25 protein-coding genes are annotated in these 22,079 nt (G+C 67.1%); 11 read left to right on the top strand and 14 right to left on the bottom strand.

Going from position 1 to position 22,079, the window contains the following annotated elements:
* Positions 1–43 precede the first annotated feature (43 nt).
* A complete protein-coding gene (gene aqpZ, locus LH19_RS01200; RefSeq protein WP_054724210.1) occupies positions 44–769 on the top strand; it encodes an aquaporin Z in 726 nt (241 codons plus the stop codon).
* 40 nt (positions 770–809) lie between these two features.
* Here aqpZ and galU read toward each other — a convergent pair whose 3' ends face one another.
* The 6 genes from galU to LH19_RS01230 all read right to left on the bottom strand — a co-directional run bounded on the left by galU (position 810) and on the right by LH19_RS01230 (position 5,853).
* Entirely contained in the window at positions 810–1,676 is an 867-nt protein-coding gene (gene galU / locus LH19_RS01205; protein ID WP_173585636.1) for a UTP--glucose-1-phosphate uridylyltransferase GalU, read from the bottom strand.
* Positions 1,677–1,847: 171 nt separating this feature from the next.
* The gene (locus LH19_RS01210; RefSeq protein WP_054724212.1) at positions 1,848–2,345 is read right to left on the bottom strand and encodes an OmpA family protein; all 498 of its coding nucleotides are present in this window, start codon (positions 2,343–2,345) and stop codon (positions 1,848–1,850) included.
* Positions 2,346–2,367: 22 nt separating this feature from the next.
* Positions 2,368–3,597 (bottom strand): diguanylate cyclase domain-containing protein, encoded by a 1,230-nt coding sequence (locus tag LH19_RS01215; RefSeq protein WP_054724214.1) that lies wholly within the window; start codon positions 3,595–3,597, stop codon positions 2,368–2,370.
* Positions 3,594–4,139 (bottom strand): YfiR family protein, encoded by a 546-nt coding sequence (locus LH19_RS01220; RefSeq protein ID WP_054724216.1) that lies wholly within the window; start codon positions 4,137–4,139, stop codon positions 3,594–3,596. The genes LH19_RS01215 and LH19_RS01220 overlap by 4 nt, the downstream gene beginning before the upstream one ends.
* A 131-nt stretch (positions 4,140–4,270) precedes the next feature.
* On the bottom strand, positions 4,271–4,807 hold the full coding sequence (msrA, locus tag LH19_RS01225) for a peptide-methionine (S)-S-oxide reductase MsrA (RefSeq protein WP_054724218.1): 537 nt from the start codon (positions 4,805–4,807) through the stop codon (positions 4,271–4,273).
* 56 nt (positions 4,808–4,863) lie between these two features.
* Positions 4,864–5,853, bottom strand: coding sequence for a M48 family metallopeptidase (locus LH19_RS01230; RefSeq protein WP_054724220.1), 990 nt, complete (start codon positions 5,851–5,853; stop codon positions 4,864–4,866).
* 88 nt (positions 5,854–5,941) lie between these two features.
* On the opposite strand from LH19_RS01230, the gene LH19_RS01235 reads away from it, so the two are divergent.
* From LH19_RS01235 to rpsI, 4 genes are all read left to right on the top strand, one after another.
* A complete protein-coding gene (locus LH19_RS01235) occupies positions 5,942–6,994 on the top strand; it encodes a COX15/CtaA family protein (protein WP_054724222.1) in 1,053 nt (350 codons plus the stop codon).
* A complete protein-coding gene (locus LH19_RS01240; protein ID WP_054724224.1) occupies positions 6,991–7,794 on the top strand; it encodes a hypothetical protein in 804 nt (267 codons plus the stop codon). Before LH19_RS01235 ends, LH19_RS01240 begins: the two co-directional genes overlap by 4 nt.
* Positions 7,795–7,966: 172 nt before the next feature.
* Positions 7,967–8,446 carry a 50S ribosomal protein L13 gene (rplM, locus tag LH19_RS01245; RefSeq protein ID WP_054724225.1) on the top strand — a complete coding sequence of 160 codons (480 nt, stop codon included), beginning with the start codon at positions 7,967–7,969 and terminating at the stop codon, positions 8,444–8,446.
* Positions 8,446–8,943, top strand: coding sequence for a 30S ribosomal protein S9 (gene rpsI / locus LH19_RS01250; protein ID WP_054724226.1), 498 nt, complete (start codon positions 8,446–8,448; stop codon positions 8,941–8,943). The genes rplM and rpsI overlap by 1 nt, the downstream gene beginning before the upstream one ends.
* 279 nt (positions 8,944–9,222) lie before the next feature.
* Here the strand turns inward: rpsI and LH19_RS01255 are convergent, their stop codons facing one another.
* The 5 genes from LH19_RS01255 to LH19_RS01275 are packed head-to-tail and all read right to left on the bottom strand — an operon-like array spanning position 9,223 to position 13,596.
* Positions 9,223–9,735: a hypothetical protein gene (locus LH19_RS01255; protein WP_201258404.1), complete on the bottom strand. Its 513-nt coding sequence runs from the start codon at positions 9,733–9,735 to the stop codon at positions 9,223–9,225.
* Positions 9,732–10,775 (bottom strand): phosphotransferase family protein, encoded by a 1,044-nt coding sequence (locus LH19_RS01260; protein ID WP_054724228.1) that lies wholly within the window; start codon positions 10,773–10,775, stop codon positions 9,732–9,734. Before LH19_RS01260 ends, LH19_RS01255 begins: the two co-directional genes overlap by 4 nt.
* Entirely contained in the window at positions 10,772–11,860 is a 1,089-nt protein-coding gene (locus LH19_RS01265; RefSeq protein WP_054724230.1) for a hypothetical protein, read from the bottom strand. The genes LH19_RS01260 and LH19_RS01265 overlap by 4 nt, the downstream gene beginning before the upstream one ends.
* A gap of 60 nt (positions 11,861–11,920) precedes the next feature.
* Positions 11,921–12,769, bottom strand: coding sequence for a metallophosphoesterase family protein (locus tag LH19_RS01270; RefSeq protein ID WP_054724232.1), 849 nt, complete (start codon positions 12,767–12,769; stop codon positions 11,921–11,923).
* The gene (locus LH19_RS01275) at positions 12,766–13,596 is read right to left on the bottom strand and encodes a diacylglycerol/lipid kinase family protein (RefSeq protein WP_054724235.1); all 831 of its coding nucleotides are present in this window, start codon (positions 13,594–13,596) and stop codon (positions 12,766–12,768) included. Before LH19_RS01275 ends, LH19_RS01270 begins: the two co-directional genes overlap by 4 nt.
* 239 nt (positions 13,597–13,835) lie before the next feature.
* Between LH19_RS01275 and LH19_RS01280 the strand changes: the two genes are divergently transcribed.
* A complete protein-coding gene (locus LH19_RS01280; RefSeq protein ID WP_234716048.1) occupies positions 13,836–14,750 on the top strand; it encodes an alpha/beta hydrolase in 915 nt (304 codons plus the stop codon).
* Entirely contained in the window at positions 14,747–15,532 is a 786-nt protein-coding gene (locus LH19_RS01285; RefSeq protein WP_054724237.1) for a nucleotidyltransferase family protein, read from the top strand. Before LH19_RS01280 ends, LH19_RS01285 begins: the two co-directional genes overlap by 4 nt.
* Here the strand turns inward: LH19_RS01285 and LH19_RS01290 are convergent.
* The 3 genes from LH19_RS01290 to LH19_RS01300 form a co-directional block, all read right to left on the bottom strand.
* Positions 15,511–16,200: a nucleoside/nucleotide kinase family protein gene (locus LH19_RS01290; RefSeq protein ID WP_082395367.1), complete on the bottom strand. Its 690-nt coding sequence runs from the start codon at positions 16,198–16,200 to the stop codon at positions 15,511–15,513. The genes LH19_RS01285 and LH19_RS01290 overlap by 22 nt on opposite strands.
* A 4-nt stretch (positions 16,201–16,204) precedes the next feature.
* On the bottom strand, positions 16,205–16,945 hold the full coding sequence (locus LH19_RS01295) for a methyltransferase family protein (RefSeq protein WP_054724239.1): 741 nt from the start codon (positions 16,943–16,945) through the stop codon (positions 16,205–16,207).
* An 83-nt stretch (positions 16,946–17,028) separates the two neighbouring features.
* The gene (locus LH19_RS01300; RefSeq protein ID WP_054724241.1) at positions 17,029–18,561 is read right to left on the bottom strand and encodes a lipopolysaccharide biosynthesis protein; all 1,533 of its coding nucleotides are present in this window, start codon (positions 18,559–18,561) and stop codon (positions 17,029–17,031) included.
* Between the two features lie 125 nt (positions 18,562–18,686).
* On the opposite strand from LH19_RS01300, the gene LH19_RS01305 reads away from it, so the two are divergent.
* Genes LH19_RS01305 through zapE form a run of 4 tightly spaced genes read left to right on the top strand, consistent with a single transcriptional unit; the run spans position 18,687 to position 22,070 of the window.
* Complete coding sequence (locus LH19_RS01305) at positions 18,687–19,469, top strand: succinate dehydrogenase iron-sulfur subunit (protein WP_054586561.1); 783 nt, start codon at positions 18,687–18,689, stop codon at positions 19,467–19,469.
* Positions 19,469–20,449: an MBL fold metallo-hydrolase gene (locus LH19_RS01310; protein ID WP_054724243.1), complete on the top strand. Its 981-nt coding sequence runs from the start codon at positions 19,469–19,471 to the stop codon at positions 20,447–20,449. Before LH19_RS01305 ends, LH19_RS01310 begins: the two co-directional genes overlap by 1 nt.
* Positions 20,446–20,943, top strand: coding sequence for a PaaI family thioesterase (locus LH19_RS01315; RefSeq protein WP_054724245.1), 498 nt, complete (start codon positions 20,446–20,448; stop codon positions 20,941–20,943). Before LH19_RS01310 ends, LH19_RS01315 begins: the two co-directional genes overlap by 4 nt.
* Positions 20,940–22,070, top strand: a complete 1,131-nt coding sequence (zapE, locus tag LH19_RS01320; RefSeq protein WP_054724247.1) for a cell division protein ZapE — start codon at positions 20,940–20,942, stop codon at positions 22,068–22,070. Before LH19_RS01315 ends, zapE begins: the two co-directional genes overlap by 4 nt.
* The last annotated feature ends 9 nt before the right edge of the window (positions 22,071–22,079 follow it).

The raw sequence follows: 22,079 nt of genomic DNA on the forward strand, positions 1-22,079 counted from the left end.
CGCGCCGGGGGCGCTCATGGCCGCCGGCGGGGAGGAGGGTCATATGACGAATATGCAAAAGGGCTTGGCCGAGTTTATCGGCACGTTCTGGCTTGTCTTCGGTGGCTGCGGCAGCGCGGTGCTGGCCGCCGCTTTTCCCGACGTCGGCATCGGTTTGCTTGGCGTCTCGCTGGCTTTTGGTTTGACGGTGGTCACGATGGCTTATGCGATCGGCCATATTTCGGGCTGCCACCTCAATCCCGCGGTGACCGTGGGCCTGTGGGCCGGCGGGCGTTTCGACGCGCGCGACATCCCGCTTTATGTGGTTGCACAGGTGCTCGGCGCCGTCGTCGCGGCCTTTCTGCTCTTCTATATCGCCAGCGGTACGCCGGGCTATGATCTCGCGACCAATGGCCTTGCCGCCAACGGGTTCGGCGAAGGGTCGCCCGGCGGCTACGACCTCTGGTCGGGTCTGCTGATCGAGGTCTTGCTCACCGCTTTCTTCCTGTGGATCATCATGGGGTCGACCGACGGCCGCGCGCCGGCGGGGTTTGCGCCGATCGCGATCGGGCTTGCGCTGACGTTGATCCACCTGATTTCGATCCCCGTGACCAACACCTCGGTCAACCCGGCGCGCAGCACCGGACCGGCTTTGGTCGTCGGCGGTCTGGCGCTGCACCAGCTCTGGCTGTTCTGGGTCGCGCCGGTGATCGGCGGGCTCGCCGGGGGCTGGCTGTATCGCACCGTCGGCGCGGATCGCTTTCCCAAGCCGAATATCGAAGGCGAGTAAAAGGCGGAGCGCCGGCCGGGCCGTTTCCGGCCGGCGCCGCTTATTTCAACAGATCGATGGCGAAGGCGCGGACGTCGGCCGCCATGTCGGGCCGCGCGAGGGCGACGGCCAGATTGGCCTGGATATAGCCCGCCTTCGATCCGCAGTCATAGCGCGTGCCATCGAAGGTCACGGCGTGGAAGGGCTGTTTGCCGATCATGGTCGCCATCGCGTCGGTGAGCTGGATCTCGCCGCCGGCGCCCTTTTCCTGCCGTTCGAGCACGCGCATCACCTCGGGCTGGAGGATGTAGCGGCCCGAGATGATGAGGTTCGACGGGGCGTCGGCGACTGCGGGCTTTTCGACGAGCCCGGTGACTTCGGTCAGCGCGCCGTCGGCCTTGCCGGGCGCGATGACGCCGTAGCTCGAGACCTGCGCGCGCGGTACTTCGAGCACCGAGATCAGGTTGCCGCCGACGCGATGGTAGGCGTCGACCATCTGTTTCATGCAGCCGGGCGAGCCGTGCATGAATTCGTCGGGCAGAAAGATCGCAAAGGGTTCGTCGCCGACGATGTCGCGCGCGCACCAGATGGCATGGCCGAGCCCCATCGGTTCCTGTTGCCGGACATAGGCGCAATTGCCGGGACCGAGCCGGGTCGGTTCGAGCACCGACAGATCCTTGCCGCGTTCGGACATCGTCTTTTCGAGTTCGAAGGCGATATCGAAATGATCCTCGATCGCGCTCTTGCCGCGGCCGGTGACGAAGATCATCTGCTCGATCCCCGCCTCGCGCGCTTCGTCGACCGCGTACTGGATCAGCGGCCGGTCGACGACGGGCAGCATCTCCTTCGGGATCGCCTTGGTCGCGGGCAGGAATCGCGTGCCGAGACCGGCGACGGGAAAGACGGCTTTGCGGATCGGCTTCAGCATCGACAGCGGCTTAGCCGCGAACGCCGGGCAAGAAAAGGCCGGTGCTTTCGTCGAAGCGGCGCCGGCCCGCTCCCCCACCCGGCCTCCCTAGGTTACTATCGTCGGGGAGGCCCTTCGACGCCACGCGTCGTCGTCGGGCGGTGGGGGAGCGGGCCGGTGCCGAAACGCTGGTTACGGCGTGACGATCACGACGACGCGGCGATTGTCCTGACGCCCTTCGGCGGTGGCGTTGCTCGACAGCGGCAGCGTTTCGCCGCGGCCGACGATCTGGTCGGCGGTCAACTGCATGCCGTTGGCCTGCATCGGTGCCGCGACCGCCTGGGCGCGCGCCTGCGACAGTGTCAGATTATAGGCAGCGGTGCCGACTGAATCGGTATGGCCTTCGACGCGAGCGGTCATGATCCCGACCGAGACGAGCCGCGCCGCCATCGCGCCGATCCGCCGTTGCTGGTCGTCAGAAATGCCGCTTTCGTTCGTCGCGAAGAGCAGTCGCTCGGGCATGTTGAGCTGCCAGTCGAGGCCGGTTTCGACGAAGCCCTCGGACTGGAGCACGGCAATCTGGGCAGGGCTGAAGCCGGTCTGTGGCGGCGTGCTTTGGCAGGCCGCCAGCAGCAACGCGAAAGAAGCAATGAAGAAGAGGCGGATGTTGTACGCAAAGGGGTAAGTCACGATTATACTCCGTTGGTCCCTGTCATCGGATCGAACGATTGGTCAGCTTGTCGGCATACATGGCGGCGTCGGCGGCGGTGAGCAGCGCGGTCGCATCGCTGCCGTTGTCGGGATAGACGGCGACGCCGACGCTGACCGAGGCGCGATACTTCTCGCCGCCCGGCAGCGCGACGGGTTGGGCGACGCAGGCGCGGATGCGCGTCGCGAGGTCGCCCGGAACGGTTTCGCTGTCGAGCGGGTCGATGATGACGACGAACTCGTCGCCGCCGATCCGCGCCGCGAAATCGCCCTTGCGCAGCGTGTCCTTGATGCACGCCGACAGCGCGACGAGCACGGCGTCGCCCGCGGCATGGCCGAAATTGTCGTTCGCGGCCTTGAAATTGTCGGCGTCGATGAAGAGCAGCGCGAAGCGGCCGCCGCGGCGTTCGGCGGCTTCGATCCGCCGCGCGAGCTGTTCGTCGAAGGCCGCGCGGTTGGGCATTTCGGTCAGCGGATCATGCGAGGCGCGGTGCGCGAGAATCGCATGCTCGCTTTCCATATGACCCTGCCACCCCTGTAACTCGTCGAGCAGCGCGTTGATGTCGCTGCCGAGCCGGTCGAGTTCGGCGATGCCGAGCGGCTGGACGCGCTTGTCGAACCGGCGATGGAGGCGGACGTCGTGCGCGACGGTGGCGATTTCGTTGAGCGGCTTCACCAGTTCATATTCGAACCGGCGCGCCAGCGCGATCGTCCCGAAGGCGGTGATGAGGAGGCAGATCAGGCCGGCGAGCAGGCCGATCCGGACATAATCGGTGAGCGTCGAACTGTCGCCCCACACCTCGACCTTGCCGACCGCCGAACCGTTGCGCCGGACCGCGACGGCATAGGGTTCGGGGAAGAAGATGCGCGTCAGCAGCGGCGCCGGATCGTCGGCGGGCGACGTCCATTCGATCAGCGGCCGGCCGCGATCGTCGAGCACGCGCAGCCGGGCGATGCCGGGAATTTGCGTCAGCGGCTCGATCCCTTCGCGGGCGGCCTGCGGATCGTTGAAAATCAGCGCCGGTTCGACGCCATAGGCGCCGAGCTGCGCGGCCAGTTCGATATTGCGGTCCGCATAACCGCGCAGCGCCGTGACCCCGGCAAGCAGGATGGTGATGCCCGACAGCGCGACGGCGAACAGCGTGATGCCGAAGTGAAAGCGCGACAGCAGCTTCTGCAGCGTCGTGCGCGCGCCGATGCGTTCGCCAGTCCGCCCGGGCGTGCGGCCGGTCATGGCGCGCCCTCCCCGTCGCGGCCGATCTTGAGCACGCGCGGATCTATGCGCAGCGGCCCGCGGCCGATCGCGTCGAGGTTGACCGAAAAGCTGAGCCCGGCCTGCCGGCTGGCGAGGCAGAACATGGCGCCATAAACACAGGCGGCGTCGTCGTCGGTGATCGTCAGCGCGGGGCGGCCGCGCACCCAGCCGATCAGCCGCTGGCGATCGGCGACCGGCATGCGCCCGAGGAAGACGATGTCGCAGTCCGCGCCGCTCGTCACGCTATCGACCGTCATGCGGCGGACGGTCACGGCTGGGCCGCCCGGCACGACGGGCGCCATGCGGTGGGTCAGGCGCGGCGCTCCGACAAGGCACATCGTCCTGACCGCGCCGCGCTGGCCGTCGGGCCAACGGGCATAGCCGATGATGCCGCCGAGCATGCGATTGACAGCGCGCGCTGTTCCCCCGGCGCTGTCCTCGACAATCGTCTGGCTGGCGGCCTGGACCGACATCTGCGGCGTCGTGAACAACGAGCCGATCAGAAACAGCGATGCCAGCACCTTGCAGTGACCCCCAACTGCGTGTTCGGGGCCATCCTGCCCCAGCGAGGGGGCGTCCGCTAGTTAAAAGAGTATGAAAGTCAAGGAAAAGTAGCGGCATGCAACCTTATTGCAACACCTGCGGCGAGGCGTCAGCCGGTGCGCAGACGGTCGCTGAAGCCCTTGCGGAGCTTGGCGAGCTTCGGCGGGATGACCGCCATGCAATAGGGATTGCGCTGCCCTTCGCCGTCCCAATAGGACTGGTGGTAGTCTTCTGCCGGATACCAGTCGCTGGCCGCCTCGATCGTCGTGACGATCGGCGCCGGCCAGTCGGCCTGCGCCCGTTCGATACCGGCGCGCGCGGCGTCGCCCTGTGCGGCGTCGAGCGGGAAGAGTGCGCTGCGATACTGGGTGCCGATGTCGTTGCCCTGACGGTTGAGGGTCGTCGGATCGTGCGTCGCGAAATGGACGTCGAGCAGGTCGTCATAGGAAATGGCCGAAGGGTCGAAGACGATGCGGATCGCCTCGGCGTGCCCGGTGTCGCCGCCGCACACCTGCTTGTAGGTCGGGTTGGGAACTGCACCGCCGATATAGCCGCTCTCGACGCTCTCGACGCCGGCGAGCGACTGGAACACGGCCTCGGTGCACCAGAAGCAGCCTCCGGCGAAAATGGCGGTCTCACGGGTCATGGCGTCGATCCCTTTAGAAAAGGAGGAAGATGCCTCCAAAATAGGATGGCGCCGTCCTATTCCAAGGGCGGCGGCGTTGCGATCAACGGCGGATCGAGCGGTTTGCCCGATGCCTCGGCGGTGTGGATCGCCGCGATCTCGGTTTCGAGCGCGCGGACGCGGTCCTGCCAGCGCGGGTGGGTGCCCGCCTGGAACAGCACCGGTCCGTTGCGCTGGCCGAAGCGCTGCCAGAAGCGCACCGCGGCATCGGGGTCGTAGCCGGCGGCGCGCATCAGCCATACCGACAGCCGGTCGGCTTCGACCTCGGTCTGGCGGAACAATTTCGCGCTGCGCCCGAATTGCTTGCCAAGGCCGCGATCGACCCCGGCGGCGTCGAGCCGGGCGCGGTGGCGGAGGATGTTGTGGGCGAGTTCGTGCGCCACCGCCGCCGCCAGTTCGTCGTCGTCCGCCGCAAAGCGCGCGAGCCCGGCGCTGATCAGCACCAGCCGCCCGTCGGCCTGTCCCGCTGCCCGGTCGCGTGCCTCGACGCGAAAGTCGCTGACGCAGCCGGGTACTGGGCGCACCGCGATGCGGCGGCCATCGCCCGGGTCCACCTCGATGGTCCTGGCGGCATCCTGCGCCCCGAGCCGCGTTTCGAGCGCCGCGATGCGGGCGAAGGCATCGCTGCCTTCGGCGGCCGGGACAAAGCCATCGACCGCCTGGACCGCCGTACCGACGCGCAAACCCGCCGTCGCTGCGGGCGAGCCGGGCGCGATCGCGGCGATATAGGGTGTATCGGCATCGCTCGCGCTATAGGCGGCGCGGGCTTCGGTGCGGTTCGATGCGTCATAGAGGCGGGGATCGCCCCAGATCCACCCGAACTGTGGCTGCAGCTTGGCGCAATGGCTCGCATTGGCGGTGGTCAGGCGAAAACCGACTGCGGCAACGCGCGCTTCGAGCGCCGCCAGCACGGCATAAGGCGATGCGTCGGCCGGGGCGGCCGCGGTCGCCGGTGCCGCGAGCAGCGCCGCCATGGCGGCGAGGAACGATCGTGCGAAACGGGGCATTGCGGCGCCCTTATCAAGGCGGACCTGTCGCGGCCATGAATTTTCGGCCTCTTGCCTATCACCGGGCAAGCGCCGATAGGGCAGGGCGATGACCGACGCCTCGACTCTCTCGCCTTCCGTTCATCCTTCCGTGCCGCGCCCCGCCGCCCTTGCGCGCTGGCTCTGGGCAGTCGCGCTGCTCGTGATCGCCGTCGTTGCGGTGGGCGGCATCACGCGCCTCACTGAATCGGGGCTGTCGATTACCGAATGGAAACCCGTCTCGGGCGTGCTGCCGCCGCTGACCGAGGCGGGCTGGCTCGCCGAGTTCGAGAAATACAAGCAGATCCCAGAATATAAGGAAATCAATGCCGGGATGTCGCTCGCGGCTTTCAAGGGTATTTTCTTCTGGGAATGGCTGCACCGCATCCTCGGCCGGCTCGTCGGCATGGCGCTGCTCGTGCCGCTGGCCTTCTTCGCCTGGCGCCGCGCGATCCCTGCCGGATATGGCTGGCGGCTGTTCGGCCTCGCCGCGCTGGTGGGGCTGCAGGGCGCGATCGGCTGGTGGATGGTCGCCTCCGGCCTCGTCGACCGGACCGACGTCAGCCACTTCCGGCTGGCTCTCCATTTGCTGACGGCGCTGTTCCTGCTCGCGGCGCTCGTCTGGACCGCGCGCGATTTCGCGCTGATGGCGCATGATCGCGCCGCGACCAGGCCGCCGCTGACCCGGACGGGGGGCGTGGTGATCGCGGTCCTCTTCTTCCAACTGCTGCTCGGCGCGTGGGTCGCGGGGCTCAACGCGGGTTATGTCGCGAGCACCTGGCCGTCGATGAACGGCCATTTCGTTCCCGAGGGGATCGACTGGTCGCATGGTGCGTGGTTCGCCTTCACCAACGATCCGTTCCTCATCCACTTCATCCACCGCTGGTGGTCGTGGGTCGCGGCGCTCGCGCTTCTCCTGCTCGCGCGCAGCCTGTCGCGGCGCGGCGCGCGGACCGAGCCGACGCTGCTCGTCGCCGTCGTCGCGGCGCAGATGACGCTCGGCATCCTGACCGTCGTCACCGGCATGTCGATGTGGATCGCGGTGCTGCATCAGGTGACCGGCGCGGTGCTGGTCGCGGTCACGGCGGCTTCGCTCCACCGGCTGGGTCGCTCCGGCGCATGATCGCTGCGGCGGGGCTCGGCGGCGCGCTGTTGCTGCTGGCGGCGCAGCCTTCCGTTTCGCCTTCGCCCGTGCCGGCGCCCGCTGTGGCGCCGGCTTCGCAATTCGCACCGCCGCTGGGGCAGCCCATGGCCTATCGCGTCACGACGCGGCGGCTGGGCCGCGACGGGAGGCTGATCAGCTTTTCGCTGACCTATGCATTGCAGTGGCAGCGCGCGGGGCGGGGCTACCAGCTCGTCGCGACGCTGCAGCGGATCGACTCCGACGCACGCCCCGAAGTGGCGCGCGCGCTGACCGCGGTGCTCCAGCCGCTCGTCGGGGAACCGATGGCCTATCTGGTCGCGCCCGACGGCAGCCGCATCGAGCTGGTCGATGCCGAGGGTTTGTGGGAACGCGCGATGGCGCGGACGCAAGCGCTTGGCGCCACGGCCGGGCAGGCGGAGGCGCAGCAGATGGCCGCGCTGATCGCCGCGCTGCCCATCGAACAGCGGAACGAGATGGCGAGCGCCGATATCCGCGCGCTGGTGGCGGCCGCGAACGCCGCGATCCCGGCTTCGGGCGGGGCGAGCGTTTCGATCCGGCGCGACGGCGCGATGCAGATGGTGGCGCAGGTCGAGCGCGAATCGCTTGCCGCCGGTGGTGCGGAGCAACCGCTCGAAACCGACAATCTGTGGACGATCGATACCGCGACCGGCCTTGTCGTGCGCGACCAACGGCAGAGCTGGATCGTCGAACCCGGCAGCGCTGCGCGGACGCTCGTCGAGGAGCGGGTTCGCGCGCTGGAGCCTGCGGCAAAAGAATGAAGGTATCATAATACCCGTCAGCAAAGCCGCGATATGCTTGACTTTGCGCCCCGGAAAGGTCATTGGCCCGCTCCGAAGCGCCGCTGAGTCCCTTCCCGGATCAGGCGGCGCGGTTTGTTTCGGGCGGCGGCATCGCCGTTCGTCCTAGTCCATCTCTGTCAAGGAGCGTGCCATGAAGGCGCTGACCAAGACCACTGTTTCGGCAAACGCTGCCACGGTCGAAAAGAAATGGGTGCTGATCGACGCCGACGGTCTCGTTGTGGGCCGCGTTGCTTCGATCATCGCCAACATCCTGCGCGGCAAGCACAAGCCGTCGTTCACCCCGCACGTCGATTGCGGTGACAATGTCATCGTCATCAACGCGGAGAAGGTGGCGTTCACCGGCAACAAGCTGCAGGACAAGCGTTACTACAAGCACACCGGCTATGCCGGCGGCATCAAGGAAACCAGCCCGGCGAAGATCCTCGAAGGCCGTTTCCCCGAGCGCGTGCTCGAAAAGGCCGTCGAACGCATGATCCCGCGCGGTCCGCTCGGCCGCCAGCAGATGCGCAACCTGCGCATCTTCGCCGGCACCGAACATCCGCATGAAGGGCAGAACCCCGAAGTGATCGACGTCGCGTCGATGAACCGCAAGAACAAGGTGGGTGCATAATGGCTGACGAACAGACCATGACCGATCTCAAGGACCTCGCCGGCGCCGTTGAAGGCACTGTTGCGGCTCCCGTTTCGAACGCGCCGCTGCGCGAAAAGATCGTCGACAAGCAGGGCCGCGCCTATGCGACCGGCCGCCGCAAGGACGCCGTCGCCCGCGTGTGGGTCAAGCCCGGCACGGGCAAGATCACCGTCAACGGCCGCGATCAGGAAATCTATTTCGCGCGTCCGACGCTGCGCCTCGTCATCAACCAGCCGTTCGGTCTGACCGAGCGCGTCGGCCAGTATGACGTCATTGCGACCGTCAAGGGTGGCGGCCTGTCGGGCCAGGCGGGTGCCGTGCTGCACGGCATCGCGCAGGCGCTGACCCGTTTCGAACCGGCGCTGCGCAGCCCGGTCAAGGCGGCCGGCTTCCTGACCCGCGACAGCCGCGCCGTCGAGCGTAAGAAGTACGGCAAGGCGAAGGCCCGCCGCAGCTTCCAGTTCTCGAAGCGCTAAGAGCTTTTTCCGCCGACGGGTGGAAAAGAGAAGGGCGGTCCGGCAACGGGCCGCCCTTTTTCGTTGGCCGTCCAACGATCGTGACTCAAGGGAGAGATGGCGGTTTTGGGGCGGTTTCCAGACTGTCCCGTTTCCGTTCGTGTCGAGCGAAGTCGAGACACCCATCGAGGTTGTGCCCAGCCCGAGGGGCATCTCGACTTCGCTCGATGCGAGCGAATAAGAGTTGGCCTAACGGCAACCACCGGCCGATTCCGGACGCTCTGTCACGAGGCCAGCAGGTCAAATAAACGGATCATAGGCCCATTGCAGCAGCGCCTGTCGCTGGCGCGGGCGGCAGAAGATGTTGCCGGGCTCGCAATTGGCGCGAATTTGCCCGGCATGGCGCGAAAAGCCGCGCCAGCGCTTGATCTGGATCGCATCGATGTCGGGAAGGCGGCGGCCCATATAATAGCGGCAATACCATTGGAACCAGCCGCGCGGGTCGGGACCGTAAATCCAGCCCTTGTCGCGCCAGACCGACAGCGGTTGCCGGCTTTTGACGCCGAAATAATTGAGGCTTTCGTCGGCGATGTCGGCCGTCTTTGCCTTGCCGAACCATGATTTCGGAAATTCCGCCGTGCAGTCGTTGCAATATTTGCCTTCGAAAACGCCCATCTCCAGCATTTCCTGCGGGGTGAAATGCGGGGTGAAATCGGGATCGAAATCCTGTCCGGGGCGCGCCGTCAGGCGATAGCTGTAATCCGACTGCATCCTGTCGCGGACATGGACCAGCCGGCCCTTCTTCTCGCTCACAGCAAATCCAGACTTCCGAGGGCCAAGGCCTGCCGCGCCGGGCGTTCGGCCATGACCGCAAACATTTCGTCGCCCCGCGCGGTGCGCTCGACGCTCATCGATGCGAAGACCGCCATGAAATAGCCGCTGAGCGCACCGATGCGATAGTCGGTCCATAACGCTTCGCCATCGGTTTCGATGCCCCGCGCATCCAGTGCGGCGATCCAGTGATCGAAGGCCGGGCGATCGGCCGCCGCGCGTTCGGCCGGATCGGCGATGCTGGTGCCGACCAGATAGGCGAGGTCGCTGGCGCCGCTACCGCGCCCGAGCGTTTGCCAGTCGACCAGCCAGCAGCGCGTCCCGTCGGGGGCGAAAAGGATATTATCGATGCGGAGGTCGCCGTGCACGATCGTCCGCGCCGCAGGCGTCCGCGCGAGATAGGCATCGAGCCGCGCGACGATCCCTGCGCCGAGGTCGAGCAGCTCGGGCGCGAGCCGCGCGGCATAGCGCTCGCGAAAGCCGAGATAGAATTGCGGGAAGAGGCTGCGGATCAGGTCGCCATTGTCGCGCGACAGCCAGGGCAATGTTTCGAGCCGCGCGTCGTTCCAGAGCAATGCGTGGAGCCCCGCCGCGGCGTCGATACAGGGTCGCAGCCCCGCAAGACCGGTACCGGCAAGCTGGTCGCCCTGCCGCGCCGGGGCGAGGTCCGAAAGAATCAGGACGAAGTCGACGTCGTCGTCGGCAATTTCGGCATGATAGCAATGCGGCGCCGCAACGCCGCTCCCCTCGGCGAGCTCGCGGTACCAGCTCACTTCCTTGACATAGGTGCCGGTAAGCTTGGCGATGTTGCGGCTGGCCTCGTCATGGCTCGGGCATTTGGCGACGACGCTCGCGGGGGCTTCGACGCCGTCCGCCCAGTCGAGCGCCAGCCGGAAGCTGTCGCACATCTGGCCGGTGCCGACGGGGGTTGCCGTAAAGCCGCGCAGCGCGCCCGGTTCCTGTCCCAGCTTCGCCGCGAGCCACGCCGGGCTCATCGCGCCGGGCGCGGTCGGAAAGCTCAAGGTGCGGGGTCCATCAGGCCCGCGAGGCCGGTGGGTGCGTGCGGGCCGACGAACAATTGCTCGAGCACGCCGACGCCGGTGTCGCGGCGGTCGCCGTCGGTCAATTCGGCGCGCACCAGCGCCTGGACATGCATCGCGAGCGGATTGCCCCACGCGCGATCCGCTTCCGACAGGCTGTCGTGCGCGACCTTCAATCCGCCATGGTCGAAGCCATGGCCCCAGACGGGGTGGGTGTAGCCGAGCCCGCTCATCGCGAACATCGGCCCGGTCGGCGTCAAGGTCAGCCGGGTTGCGGCGTCGAAATCGGCGGTCAATTGGCTCAGGCGGCGCGTCCCCGGCTGCCATTCGGCGGCGAAGCCGGGGTCGGCATAATGGCGTTCGCCGCCGTTGGCGCCGACGATCACCGCCCGGCGGTTCCACGGGCTGCCCGCGCCGTCGTCGTTGCTGTGAAAGAAGAGCGAGCGGCCCTCGAAATTGCACGGCGTCCACAGCCAGAAGAATTGGCTGAAATTACCCTCGGGCGGCGGCTGCGGTTCGGCGGCGCCGACGGGGCGGATGCCCCAGCTCCGGTCGCGCGTTCCGGCCCAGCCGGCATCGGCATCGACGCGCGTGCCGTCGACCGAAAGCCAGCCCGACCAATGGCCGTTCTGCGTCATCCGCGTATAGTCCATGAACAATCGCGTCCCGTTGCGGCGCGTGAAGCGCGGTTCCTCGATCGGGAAATGGCGCGCGGTGAAATGGAGTTCGGCGGCAAGCGGGCCGTCGTTCGCCGCGATGCGCAAGCTCAGCCGTTCGAGCGGCTCGTCGATGGCGATCGCGATCGGGCCGACCGCCAGATCGAGCCGCTCGCCTGCCGAGCGGCGGCTGGCGCGGAGGTTATGCTGTACGCCGTCGACGATGACGCAGAAGGCGGCATCGACGATGCCGAGCTGCGGATAGAAACCCATCGCGGCGGCAAAGAAGACCGACCCGTCGGGGCTGTAGCCGTTGAAGAAATAGCGATCGTAGAAATTGCGATCGGTGCCGGCGAAGGCAATCGGCTCGGCACTCTGGTGCAGCGGGAAATCATCGCCCTTGGTCAGCATCGTTCCTCATCCCGTTTTTTGTTGCAACCTAACGGGAAGCGCGTCGGCGTCAATGCAGCGTCAATGTACGGGGGGATCGACCGGCGGTATCGCGCGCACCGGCGCGACGGGCTCGCCGGGTTCGCGCGGCGGCAGCGCATCGGATGGCACGTCGGGGATTTGCATGTCGGGGGTGGCAATCTTTTCGACATTGCGGACGCGCACCGCAAGCGTGCCGTCGGCGAGACGTAGCTCGTTGAAGCCCGGCGGGGTCGAACGGATGCGCTGCGACAGGGTGCCCGCGCCGATCATGCGGATCGGGCCGGCCGGGGTCGGCTGGACGAGGTCGAAGGCATCGTGGACATGCCCGGTCAGCACCGCCGCGACGCCGCGCGCGGCCAGCGCGCGCAGCGCGCGGGCGCCGCCGCGGGTGAGCGCCCGGCCGCGGGTTCCGGCCTCGACGAGCGGATGGTGCGCGGTGACCAGTGCAGCAGTCCCGGGAGGAAGCGCATCGATGGCAGCGAGCGTCTTGGCTAGCGCCTTCTTCGTCACCCAGCCCTTCGACCAGTCGAGCCGCCACTGCGCGCGCGCCGTCGTCTTGAGCGGGACGATCGCGACGCCGGGCAGATCGAGTTCGCGCTCGACGAGCCGCTCGATGCCGCGAATGCGGCGATAGGGATAGAAGAAGCGGGCGAGCGGATTGAAATAGGGCAGGTCATGATTGCCGACCTCGACCGTCACCGGCACATCGAGCGCGCCGATCCAGTCGCAGGCGGCGGCAAACTCGTGCGACCGCGCGCGCATCGTCAGGTCGCCGGTGATCAGGATCGCGTCGGGCCGGTCGCGGCGCACGATATCGCGGAACCAGTCGAGCGCGGCGCAGTCCTCCAGCCCGAAATGCAGGTCGCTGATATGGAAAAGCAGCGTCATTGCGTCGCGATGAAATCGACTTCGCTGGCGCCGAGGGCGAAGCGTGCGGGCGAGGCAAGCTCGGCGAGTTCGCCATCATATTCGAGGCTGATCAGCCGCGCGCTTTCGAGGATGATCGTTTCGCCCACCGCGATCTCCTCGCTCGGCCCGTCGCGAAAATCGCCGCCGAGCCAGGCGAGACCGTGGCGCAGCACGTCGGCGGTGCCTTCGGTCAGGATGCCGTCGGCGCGGACGCCCTGTTCGGTCGGGGTCAGGATGATCGCGGGATAGGCCTTCTGCTGCCCCGCGACGCGGACGCCGGGAGCGTTGATCATCGCGTCGAGCGCGTCGGGCGCGGCGCCGGCCGCCTCGATGATGCCGTCCTGCCGCATCGTCTCGCGGACTTCGGCCCAGCGTGTCGCGGGGCCCGCGACGATGGTGATGAAGGCCGTGCCGGCCTCGCCGCGGACGATCGGTATTGCTTGCCGCCGGCCCTTGCCGGCGAGCGCGTCGGCGAGGATGTCGGGCGCCGCCCGGTCGCCGTGCAGGGCTTTCGACAGCAGGTTGAGCGTCCCGCCCGGAAGGGGCAGGACCGCACCGTTCCACCCGGCGGCCCCGGTTGCGGCGGCGTTGATCGTTCCGTCGCCGGTCCAGACGAGCAGAAGGTCGATGTCCTGCCGCTTGAGTTTGGCTGCATCGGGAATCGCGTCGTCGGGTAGCGCAAAGGTCGCGGCGAGCGGCGCGCCGGCGGCGCGGCAGCTTTCCACGATCTGTTCGAGCACGGCTTCGTCATGGCTGCCGGACTGGCTGTTGCAGACGAGCGCGGGGCGGGCGAAGGGGCTGGTCATGCCCTTTCCTACGCACGAAGACCGAAAAAGTGACGATCCCTTGTCGTCACCGTCGTCACCCCGGACTTGATCCGGGGTCCACCGCTGCGGCGCTGGAATGGAACCCGGATCAAGTCGAATGAGCCACGTGTCTCGTTCGAGGGTGACGAAGTAGGGAAGGCGCACGGCCGATCCATCTTGTTCGCCGCCCCACGTCCCTGTAGGGCGCAGACCCTGTGGCGATGGCTAAGAGAAAGCGCTTGATCAAAATCCTCATCGTTGTCGGACTGCTGATCCTGCTGTTCGGCGGCGGCGGGCGGATGATCCTTGCGGGCGGCGCAAAGTCGCTCAACCTCGGCGACCGGCTGCTCGGCGACGGTGACGGGGCGACGCTGCAGGTGGCGGGACAACCCTATGGCCCGGGCGAGCGACACAAGCTCAACATCTGGGTGCCGACGGGGACGCAGAAGACCGACCGGCTGCCGGTGATCGTCTGGCTTTATGGCGGCGGCTGGTACAGCGGCGCGCGCGACGATTATGGTTTCGCCGGGCGCGCCTTTGCCAAGCAGGGCTTTATCGTCGTGATCCCCGACTATCGTATCGTCCCCGAAGGTCATTGGCCGGACTTCCTGCAGGACAGCGCTGCCGCGGTCGCGTGGACCGAAAAGCATATCGCTGAACATGGCGGCGATCCCGGCCGTATCGCGCTGTCGGGCCATTCGGCGGGCGCCTATAATGCGGTGATGCTCGCGCTCGACCCGCAATGGATGCGCGAAGCGGGGAGCGATGCGTCGGCAATCCGTGGCGTCGCGGCGCTTGCGGGCCCCTATGACTTCCTGCCGTTCGAAAAGGGCGGGCGGGCCGACGTCGCGATGGGCGATATCCGTCCGGCCGAGCGGACCCAGCCGATCCAGTTCGTTCGCGCCGATGCGCCGCCGCTGTGGCTTGGCCATGGTACCGCCGATACGGTGGTACGGGTGCGTAACAGCCAGAATCTGGCGGCGGCGATGCACAAGGCCGGCGGAACCGCGATGCTGCGCACCTACGACGGGCTCAGCCATAACGACCTTGTCATGGCGCTGACCGGGCCGCTCGCCTACAAGGGGCCGATCCTTGCCGAGGCGACCGACTTCCTGCGCGGGGCGACCGCGCGCCGGCTGCCGCCCGCCTCATGATCGACCCGATCCCCGCCATCGTCATGGCCGGCAGCCGTCCCGGGCCCGACCCGTTGCTGACGGGCAGCGGCGCGTCGACCAAGGCGCTGCTGCCGATTGCGGGGCAGCCGATGCTCGTCCATGTCGTGCGCGCGCTCCGCGCTTCGCCAGGCATCGGGTCGATCGCGGTGCTGGCGCAGAACAGCGCCGAGCTTGCCGCCGAGCCGGGGCTGGCGGGGCTTGCCGACCTGCATTTCGCCGATTCGGGCGCCGGGATCAGCAGCTCGCTCGCCGCCGCGCTGCCGCCCGGCGACGATCCGGTACTGGTAACGACCGCCGACAATGTGCTGCTGACGCCGGCGATGATCGCCGAGTTTGTGGCGGGAGCCGAGGGCAGCGACGTCGCGGTGGCGATGGTCGAAAAGGATGTGCTGCTGGCGCGCTATCCCGAATCGAAGCGCACCTGGCTGAAATTCCGGGGCGGCTGGTGGTCGGGCGCGAACATGTTCCGGCTGCGCGGGCGGCGCGTGCTGCCGCTGCTCGACTTCTGGGGGCGGATCGAGCGTGATCGCAAAAAGGGGCTGAAGATCATCGCCGCCTTCGGGCCGTGGCTGTTGATCGGAGCGTTGCTGCGGCTGTTCACGATCGAGCAGGGGATCGCCCGCGCCGGACTGCGGTTCGGGCTGAAGGCGACGGTCGTGCCGATGTCGGAGGGCGAGGCGTGCATCGACGCCGACAAACCCGTCGACATCGAACTGATCGAGAAGATCATGGCGAGGCGTCAGGCCGAAGCGAGCGCCTGATCCGCCGCAGCGATGGCGATCGCCAGTTCTTCCTCATAAGGGATCGTCGCGTCGATATCGACGATCGGGGCGTCATTGAAGGTCAGCAGCGGCACCGTTTCGACCTTGCGCGTGATCAGCGCGCGATCATGGTCGGGCTTGCGCGCCATCACCGTGTCGACGTCGACGTGTAGGCGGATCACCAGCGTCGGCACATAAGCCGACATTTCGGCATAGAGCGCGCGTTCCTCGGCCTGCATCGCCGTCAGGCGCGCGTTCGTCGCACGGCCGGCAAGGATCGGGCCATCGTGGAGGCCGGGCACCTCGAGCTGCGGATAGCGGTCGGTGACGATGGTGATGCCGGCGCGGCGTGCGCCAAGCAGGCTTTCGAACTTGGCGCGGCGCTTCTTCGACTTGTTCAGCGCATAGCGCGCCGCGAGCAGCCCGGGGATCGGCTCGCCGGGTTCGCGGAGCCGGTCGGCGATGCCGTCGAGGAAGCGGTGCAGCGGCGGGCCGATGACCGGCCAGCGCCCGATGCGCCGTCCCTGTTCGCCCGAGCCGAGGCCGAGATAGCCGCTCTCCGCCTTGCGCGTCTGCTGGATATGCGCGAGCAGGTCCGCCGACAGGGTCGACTTGCCCGACCCGTCGCTGCCGACGACTGCAATCAGGGGAGCGAGATCGCTCCCCATTTGATCAGCTCAGTTCCTTGAAGAAGCCGACCATCTTCAATCCGCCGATGATGAAGCGGACGACGACGAGCGCGCCAAAGGCATAGACCCAGGTCCACTGCTGCGGCGTCAGCACGTCGAAGTTGAAATCGAGCCGCGCGAACCAGGTCAGGAAGACCGTCGTCGCGAGCAGGAACAGCTTGTTCTGTTCGCGCCAGATCATGCGCTTCCACCAGAAGGGATATTTGGGCTTCACCCAGCCGTGGAGGCGCGGGAGGAGCGCGGGGACGTCCTTTGCCCATTCGGCATGTGCGGCGCCGAACTTTTCGCGCAGGAATTCTTCCTCATAGATCGAGATGCGTTCGTAGATCAGGATCGCGAGCAGGAAGACGATCGCGCCGAACACCCAGCTTCCCGACAGCATCGCGAGGCCGGTGAAATTGAGAATGCGCCCGACATAGAGCGGGTTGCGCACCAGGCTGTACGGGCCGGTGGTGTTGAGTTCGCTCGCCTCGGCGGCAACCTTGGCGCGGCCCGAGGTGCCGAGCGCGGCCCAGCCGCTGGTGAAGACGCGGACGATCGCGCCGGCGCTGGCGACGCCGAGCGACAGCCAGAACCATGCGCAGTCGCCGAAAGCCGTCTGGAACGGACCCCAGTCCTTGCTGCACCAGGCGATCAGCACCGAGATGGCGATGGTGATGTAGATATAGGTGCCGCGAATGAAAAAGAGGCGCTTGCCGCTGCGGGCGAGTTCTTGCTGGTACATGGATATTCCGCCTGTTGGCCGCAGGTGCGGCAATTATGTGGCGTCCCCTCTAACCGTTTTTGCGGCCAAAATAAGACCGAAAGTTACACGAGCCGCAGCTTGCGCGCCGTCTTGCCCAGCGAAGCGCGGTCGGCGTGGGGCAGGGCGAAACGCAGCGACGACCAGATCGCGGCGGCGGCGATGACGACGATCAGCGGCAGCGCGACCGGATCGGGCAGCCGGCTGACGACCAGCGCGAGCCCGCCCGCGGCAAGGGTGATGAACAGGCCGCGCAGCGCCACCGTCGGGAATTGATGATCGAAGGGATGGAGTCGCTCCGCGGTGGCGAGCTGGACCATCGGGATGCCGGCCATCACGACCAGGCCGATCGACATGGCGAGCGTGACGCCGGTCAGTTCATCCATATGGCCGACGATCAGCCAGCCCGAAGCGAGCGCGACGATCACGCCGAAGATCGCGGCGGTGAGCTGATGGCGGAAGGCGGCGACAACCTGGAGCACCGGCATCGAGATGCCGAGCACCGCCTCCAGCGCGCGCGCGAACAGCAGGATGACGACGGCGCCCTGCGCAACGTCGGCCTGATGCCCGAACAGACTGAGCAGCGACGAACTGCCCGCCGCCAGCACCGCCGCGAGCGGCAGCGCGATCGCCGCGATCAGCCGCGTCGCATAGGCATAGATGTCGGCGACTTGTGCACGGTCTTCGCGCTCGGCGCTGGCTGCCAGTGGCGCCATGACATAGACGAAAGCGATACGGACGAGCTGGACGACGCTGGAGAGCTTGCGCGCGATCGTGAACAGCGCCGACGCGCTCGCGCCAGCGGCACCGGGCAGCAGCAGGTTGAGGATCAGCGCGGGGGCATCGCCGAACAGCCGCGCGATGATGTTCGACGGCAGGATCGACAGCCCGGCCCAGAAGGTATTGCGCGCGGTTTCGGTGACCAGCGGCCCGCGCCCTAGGTCGGCAAAGCTGTAATAACGGCGGAGCAGGCGGACGCAGAGGAGCGCGGTGATCGCGAGCGAACAGAGATGCGCGATGAACAGTCCCTTGAGCCCGAGCCCGCCGGCAAAGAACAGCCCCGCGAACACCAGCCGCATGATCTGTTCCCAGACGATGCGCAGGCGGATTTCGGCGCCGAACACCATGCGGGCACGCATCGCCGAGGTGGCGATCTCGACGAAGGCCCAGAGCGGCAGCGCCCAGACGAAAAGCTGAATCGCCGGGGTGACGAGCGCCCGGTCCTTTTCGGCGACGTTGAGCAGCGGGCCAAGCTCGGCGGCGAAGATCGCGATCAACGCGGCAACGATAAGGCACGGACCGACGCCGAAGATCATCGCGGTGCGCAGCGCGGCCGCGGCCTCGGCGTCGCTCGCCGATTGTGGAACGGTGCGCTGCATCGCGCTCGTCATCCCGGTGTCGAAGATATTCTCGAGCAGGTTGATCGTCGCCCACAGCACTGCGTAGAGGCCGTAACCCGCGAGCCCGAACATCAGCACGTAGAGAGGCTGCGCGACGATCTCGACCACCGCGCCCAGCCGGGCGAGGATCGTCGTGCCGAGCCCGCGCGCGACGCTGCGGCTGGTAACGGCGGGCTGGGCGGCGGCGTCTTCGCTCATCCTTGCGCCCCTAGCGGCTTGCCATCATGGCTACCAGCGGCTTTCGCGCTTTTGCGCCATCCACCCCTTGCCGACTCCCTCAATCGGGTCTAGTCGGACCGCGATTGCATAGGGGAAACCGCGATATGGCCGAATTCCGTCTGCCCAAGAACAGCCGCCCGCAAAAGGGTGGCAAGGTCCACAAGGCCGAAGGCGCGGCCGCGGTCAAGACGTTCAAAGTCTATCGCTACGATCCCGACAGCGGCCAGAATCCGCGCTTCGACACGTTCGAGATCGACACCGAAAAATGCGGCCCGATGGTGCTCGACGCGCTCATCAAGATGAAGAGCGAGCAGGACAGCACGCTGACCTTTCGCCGTTCGTGCCGCGAGGGCATCTGCGGCAGCTGTTCGATGAACATGAACGGCAAGAACGGCCTGGCCTGCACTACCGCGATCGAGGATCTAAAGGGCGACATCACGATCACTCCGCTGCCGGCGATGGACGTGATCAAGGATCTCGTCCCCGACTTTACCCATTTCTATGCGCAATATGCCTCGATCGAGCCGTGGCTGAAGACCAAGACGACGACCCCGAGCGGCAAGGAGCGGCTGCAGTCGCCCGAGGAGCGCGAGAAGCTCGACGGCCTGTACGAGTGCATTCTTTGCGCCTGCTGCTCGACAAGCTGCCCGAGCTACTGGTGGAACAGCGACAAGTTCCTTGGTCCGGCGATTCTGCTCCAGGCCTATCGCTGGCTCGCCGACAGCCGCGACGAAATGACCGGCGAACGGCTCGACGAGCTGGAAGACCCCTTCCGCCTCTATCGCTGCCACACGATCATGAACTGCTCGAACGCCTGCCCCAAGGGGCTGAGCCCGGCGCGCGCGATCGCCGAGATCAAGAAGCTGGAAGCCGAGCGGCAGGTCTGATGCGAGGCTGGCTGCCGGCGCTGGTTGCGCTGGCGCTGGCCGGCTGCGCAGCAAATCCCGCCGTCGAAGCGGTGCCCGCGCCGCGTGCCTATGCGCATGGCATCGGCGGCGCGACCTTCCTGATCGGCGGCAGTTTCGCGCCCGGCCGCTCGCCCGACGGCAACAGCCTGATCCTCTATGGTCCCGAGGGGGCGTTCGTGATCGACAGCGGCCGCCACGCCGAGCATCTCGCGCTGATCAAACAGGGACTGAGCGGGATCGGCATGACGCCCGTCGCGATCGTCAACACCCACTGGCATCTCGATCATATCAGCGGCAATCCGGCGCTGAAGGCGGCGTTCCCGGACATCAAGGTCTATGGCACGTCGGCGATCGACGGGGCATTGACGGGTTTCCTTGCGGCAAGCGCCGCGTCGTCGCGCAAGGCGCTGGCCGAAGGCGCCGTCCCGGCGAGCGCGGTTGCGGATGTCGAGGGCGACCTTGCGACCATCGCGCGCGGCGCGGAACTGCGGCCCGACGTCGTGGTCGACGAGACGCGCGACGTGGCGATCGCCGGCCGGCCGCTGTCACTGCGCGTCGCGCACCATGCGGTGACGGAGCGCGACCTTTGGATCTACGACGCGGCCGAAAAGCGCGCGATCGTCGGCGACCTCGTGACCGTCCCCGTGCCCTTCCTCGACACTGCCTGTCCCGAGGGCTGGATGAAGGCGCTCGACGACGTGGCGGCGTCCGGCGCCGAGCAGATCGTTCCCGGGCACGGCCCGATCATGTCACTCGCGGATTTCGAGCAATGGAAGCGCGCCTTTGCCGATTTTATCGCTTGCGCGAAAGGGACGGGCGCGCTTGAGGCTTGTTCGGCGGGCTGGCTCGCCGGCGCTGCACGCTGGGCCGACGACGACCGGCCGCGAACGAAGGCGATGGCGGATTATTATGGCGAGCTGGTGCGCTCGGGCAAACTGGATGGATATTGCAAGGCATGAATGACGGGATCGAGGAACCGAAGCGCCGCGACAATTTCAGCGCCGAGGAACTGGCGGACGGATGGGTGAGCTGGAACCTCAAGGACCCGAGCCGTTTCAACGCCTTTATCGAGCCCCTGTCGGTGCGCGCCGAACCCGACACGTCCGACGGCCGCCCGCAGGCCCGTGTCCGCATGATCCCCGAACGCAAGCACAGCAATCTTGGCGATAATGTCCATGGCGCGGTAACGCTGGCGCTCGTCGACATCGCGCTGTTCGCGGCGTCGCACCAGTTCGGTTCGTTGAATGCGGGCCATTCGGTGACGCTCGACCTGTCGACCCAGTTCGTCGGCGCGGGCAGGTTGGGCGAACCCCTCGACGCCGTGGTCGAACTGGTGCGCGAGACCGGCCGGCTGATCTTCCTGCGCGGGCTTGTCGTGCAGGGAGTGAATGACGAGCATATCGTGCTGACCTTTGCGGGCACCATTCGCAAGGCGAGCAAGGATCGCGGCTGATGTCGGTGCTCGCCGAATATGATGCGCTGGTCGCTGCGGGCGAACTCAGGCCCGACCCCGAACAGCGTGCCGCCGCAGAGCGGCTGAACCGGCTGCAGACCGAGCTTGAAGCATCGCCGCCGCGCGGCAGCCTGCTGTGGCGCCTGACCGGCCGCAAGCCCGAGGCGCCGCGCGGGGTCTATCTGTGGGGCTCGGTCGGGCGCGGCAAGTCGATGCTAATGGACCTGTTTTACGAAGCGCTGCACATCCAGCGCAAGAAGCGCGTCCATTTCCACGCCTTCATGCTCGACGTCCATGCGCGGATGCGCGAGGTGCGGAAGAGCGAGAGCGGCGACCCGATTCCGCTCGTCGCCGACGCGCTGGTCGAAAATGTCCGCTGCCTCGCGTTCGACGAGATGGTGGTCAACAACAGCGCCGATGCGATGATCCTGTCGCGCCTGTTCACCGCGCTGATCGAGCGCGGCGTGACGGTGGTTGCGACTTCGAACCGGCCGCCGAAAGATCTGTACAAGGACGGGCTCAATCGCGAGCATTTCCTGCCCTTTATCGCGCTGGTCGAGGAGCGGCTGGATGTGATGGGCCTCAACGGTCCGACCGACTATCGCCGCGACCGGCTCGGCGATGGGGCGCGCTGGTTCGTACCCGCCGACGCGGAGGCGAGCGCAGCGCTGTCGGCCGCTTTCTTCCGTCTCACCGATTATCCGCCCGAAGATCGCTCCAAAGTGCCGACGCTCGACCTCGACGTCGGCGGCGGACGGACGCTGCACGTGCCGAAGGCGCTCAAGGGCGTAGCGGTCTTCTCGTTCAAGCGGCTGTGCGGCGAGGCGCGCGGGGCGTCCGACTATCTCGCGGTCGCGCGGCATTTCCACACGGTGATCATCGTTGGCATCCCGCGTATGGGGCCCGAGAACCGCAACGAGGCGGCGCGCTTCGTCACGCTGATCGATGCGCTTTACGAATATAAGGTCAAGCTGCTGGCGAGTGCGGCGGCGATGCCCGACGACCTTTATGTCGCGGGCGACGGGGCGTTCGAGTTCGAGCGCACGGCGAGCCGGTTGTCGGAAATGCAGTCCGACGATTATCTTGCGTTAGGCCACGGACCCGCCGATGGCGCGTTCGAGGTTTGAAGCGATTTT

Source organism: Sphingopyxis macrogoltabida, assembly GCF_001314325.1.
GTDB classification, from domain to species: Bacteria; Pseudomonadota; Alphaproteobacteria; order Sphingomonadales; family Sphingomonadaceae; genus Sphingopyxis; species Sphingopyxis macrogoltabida.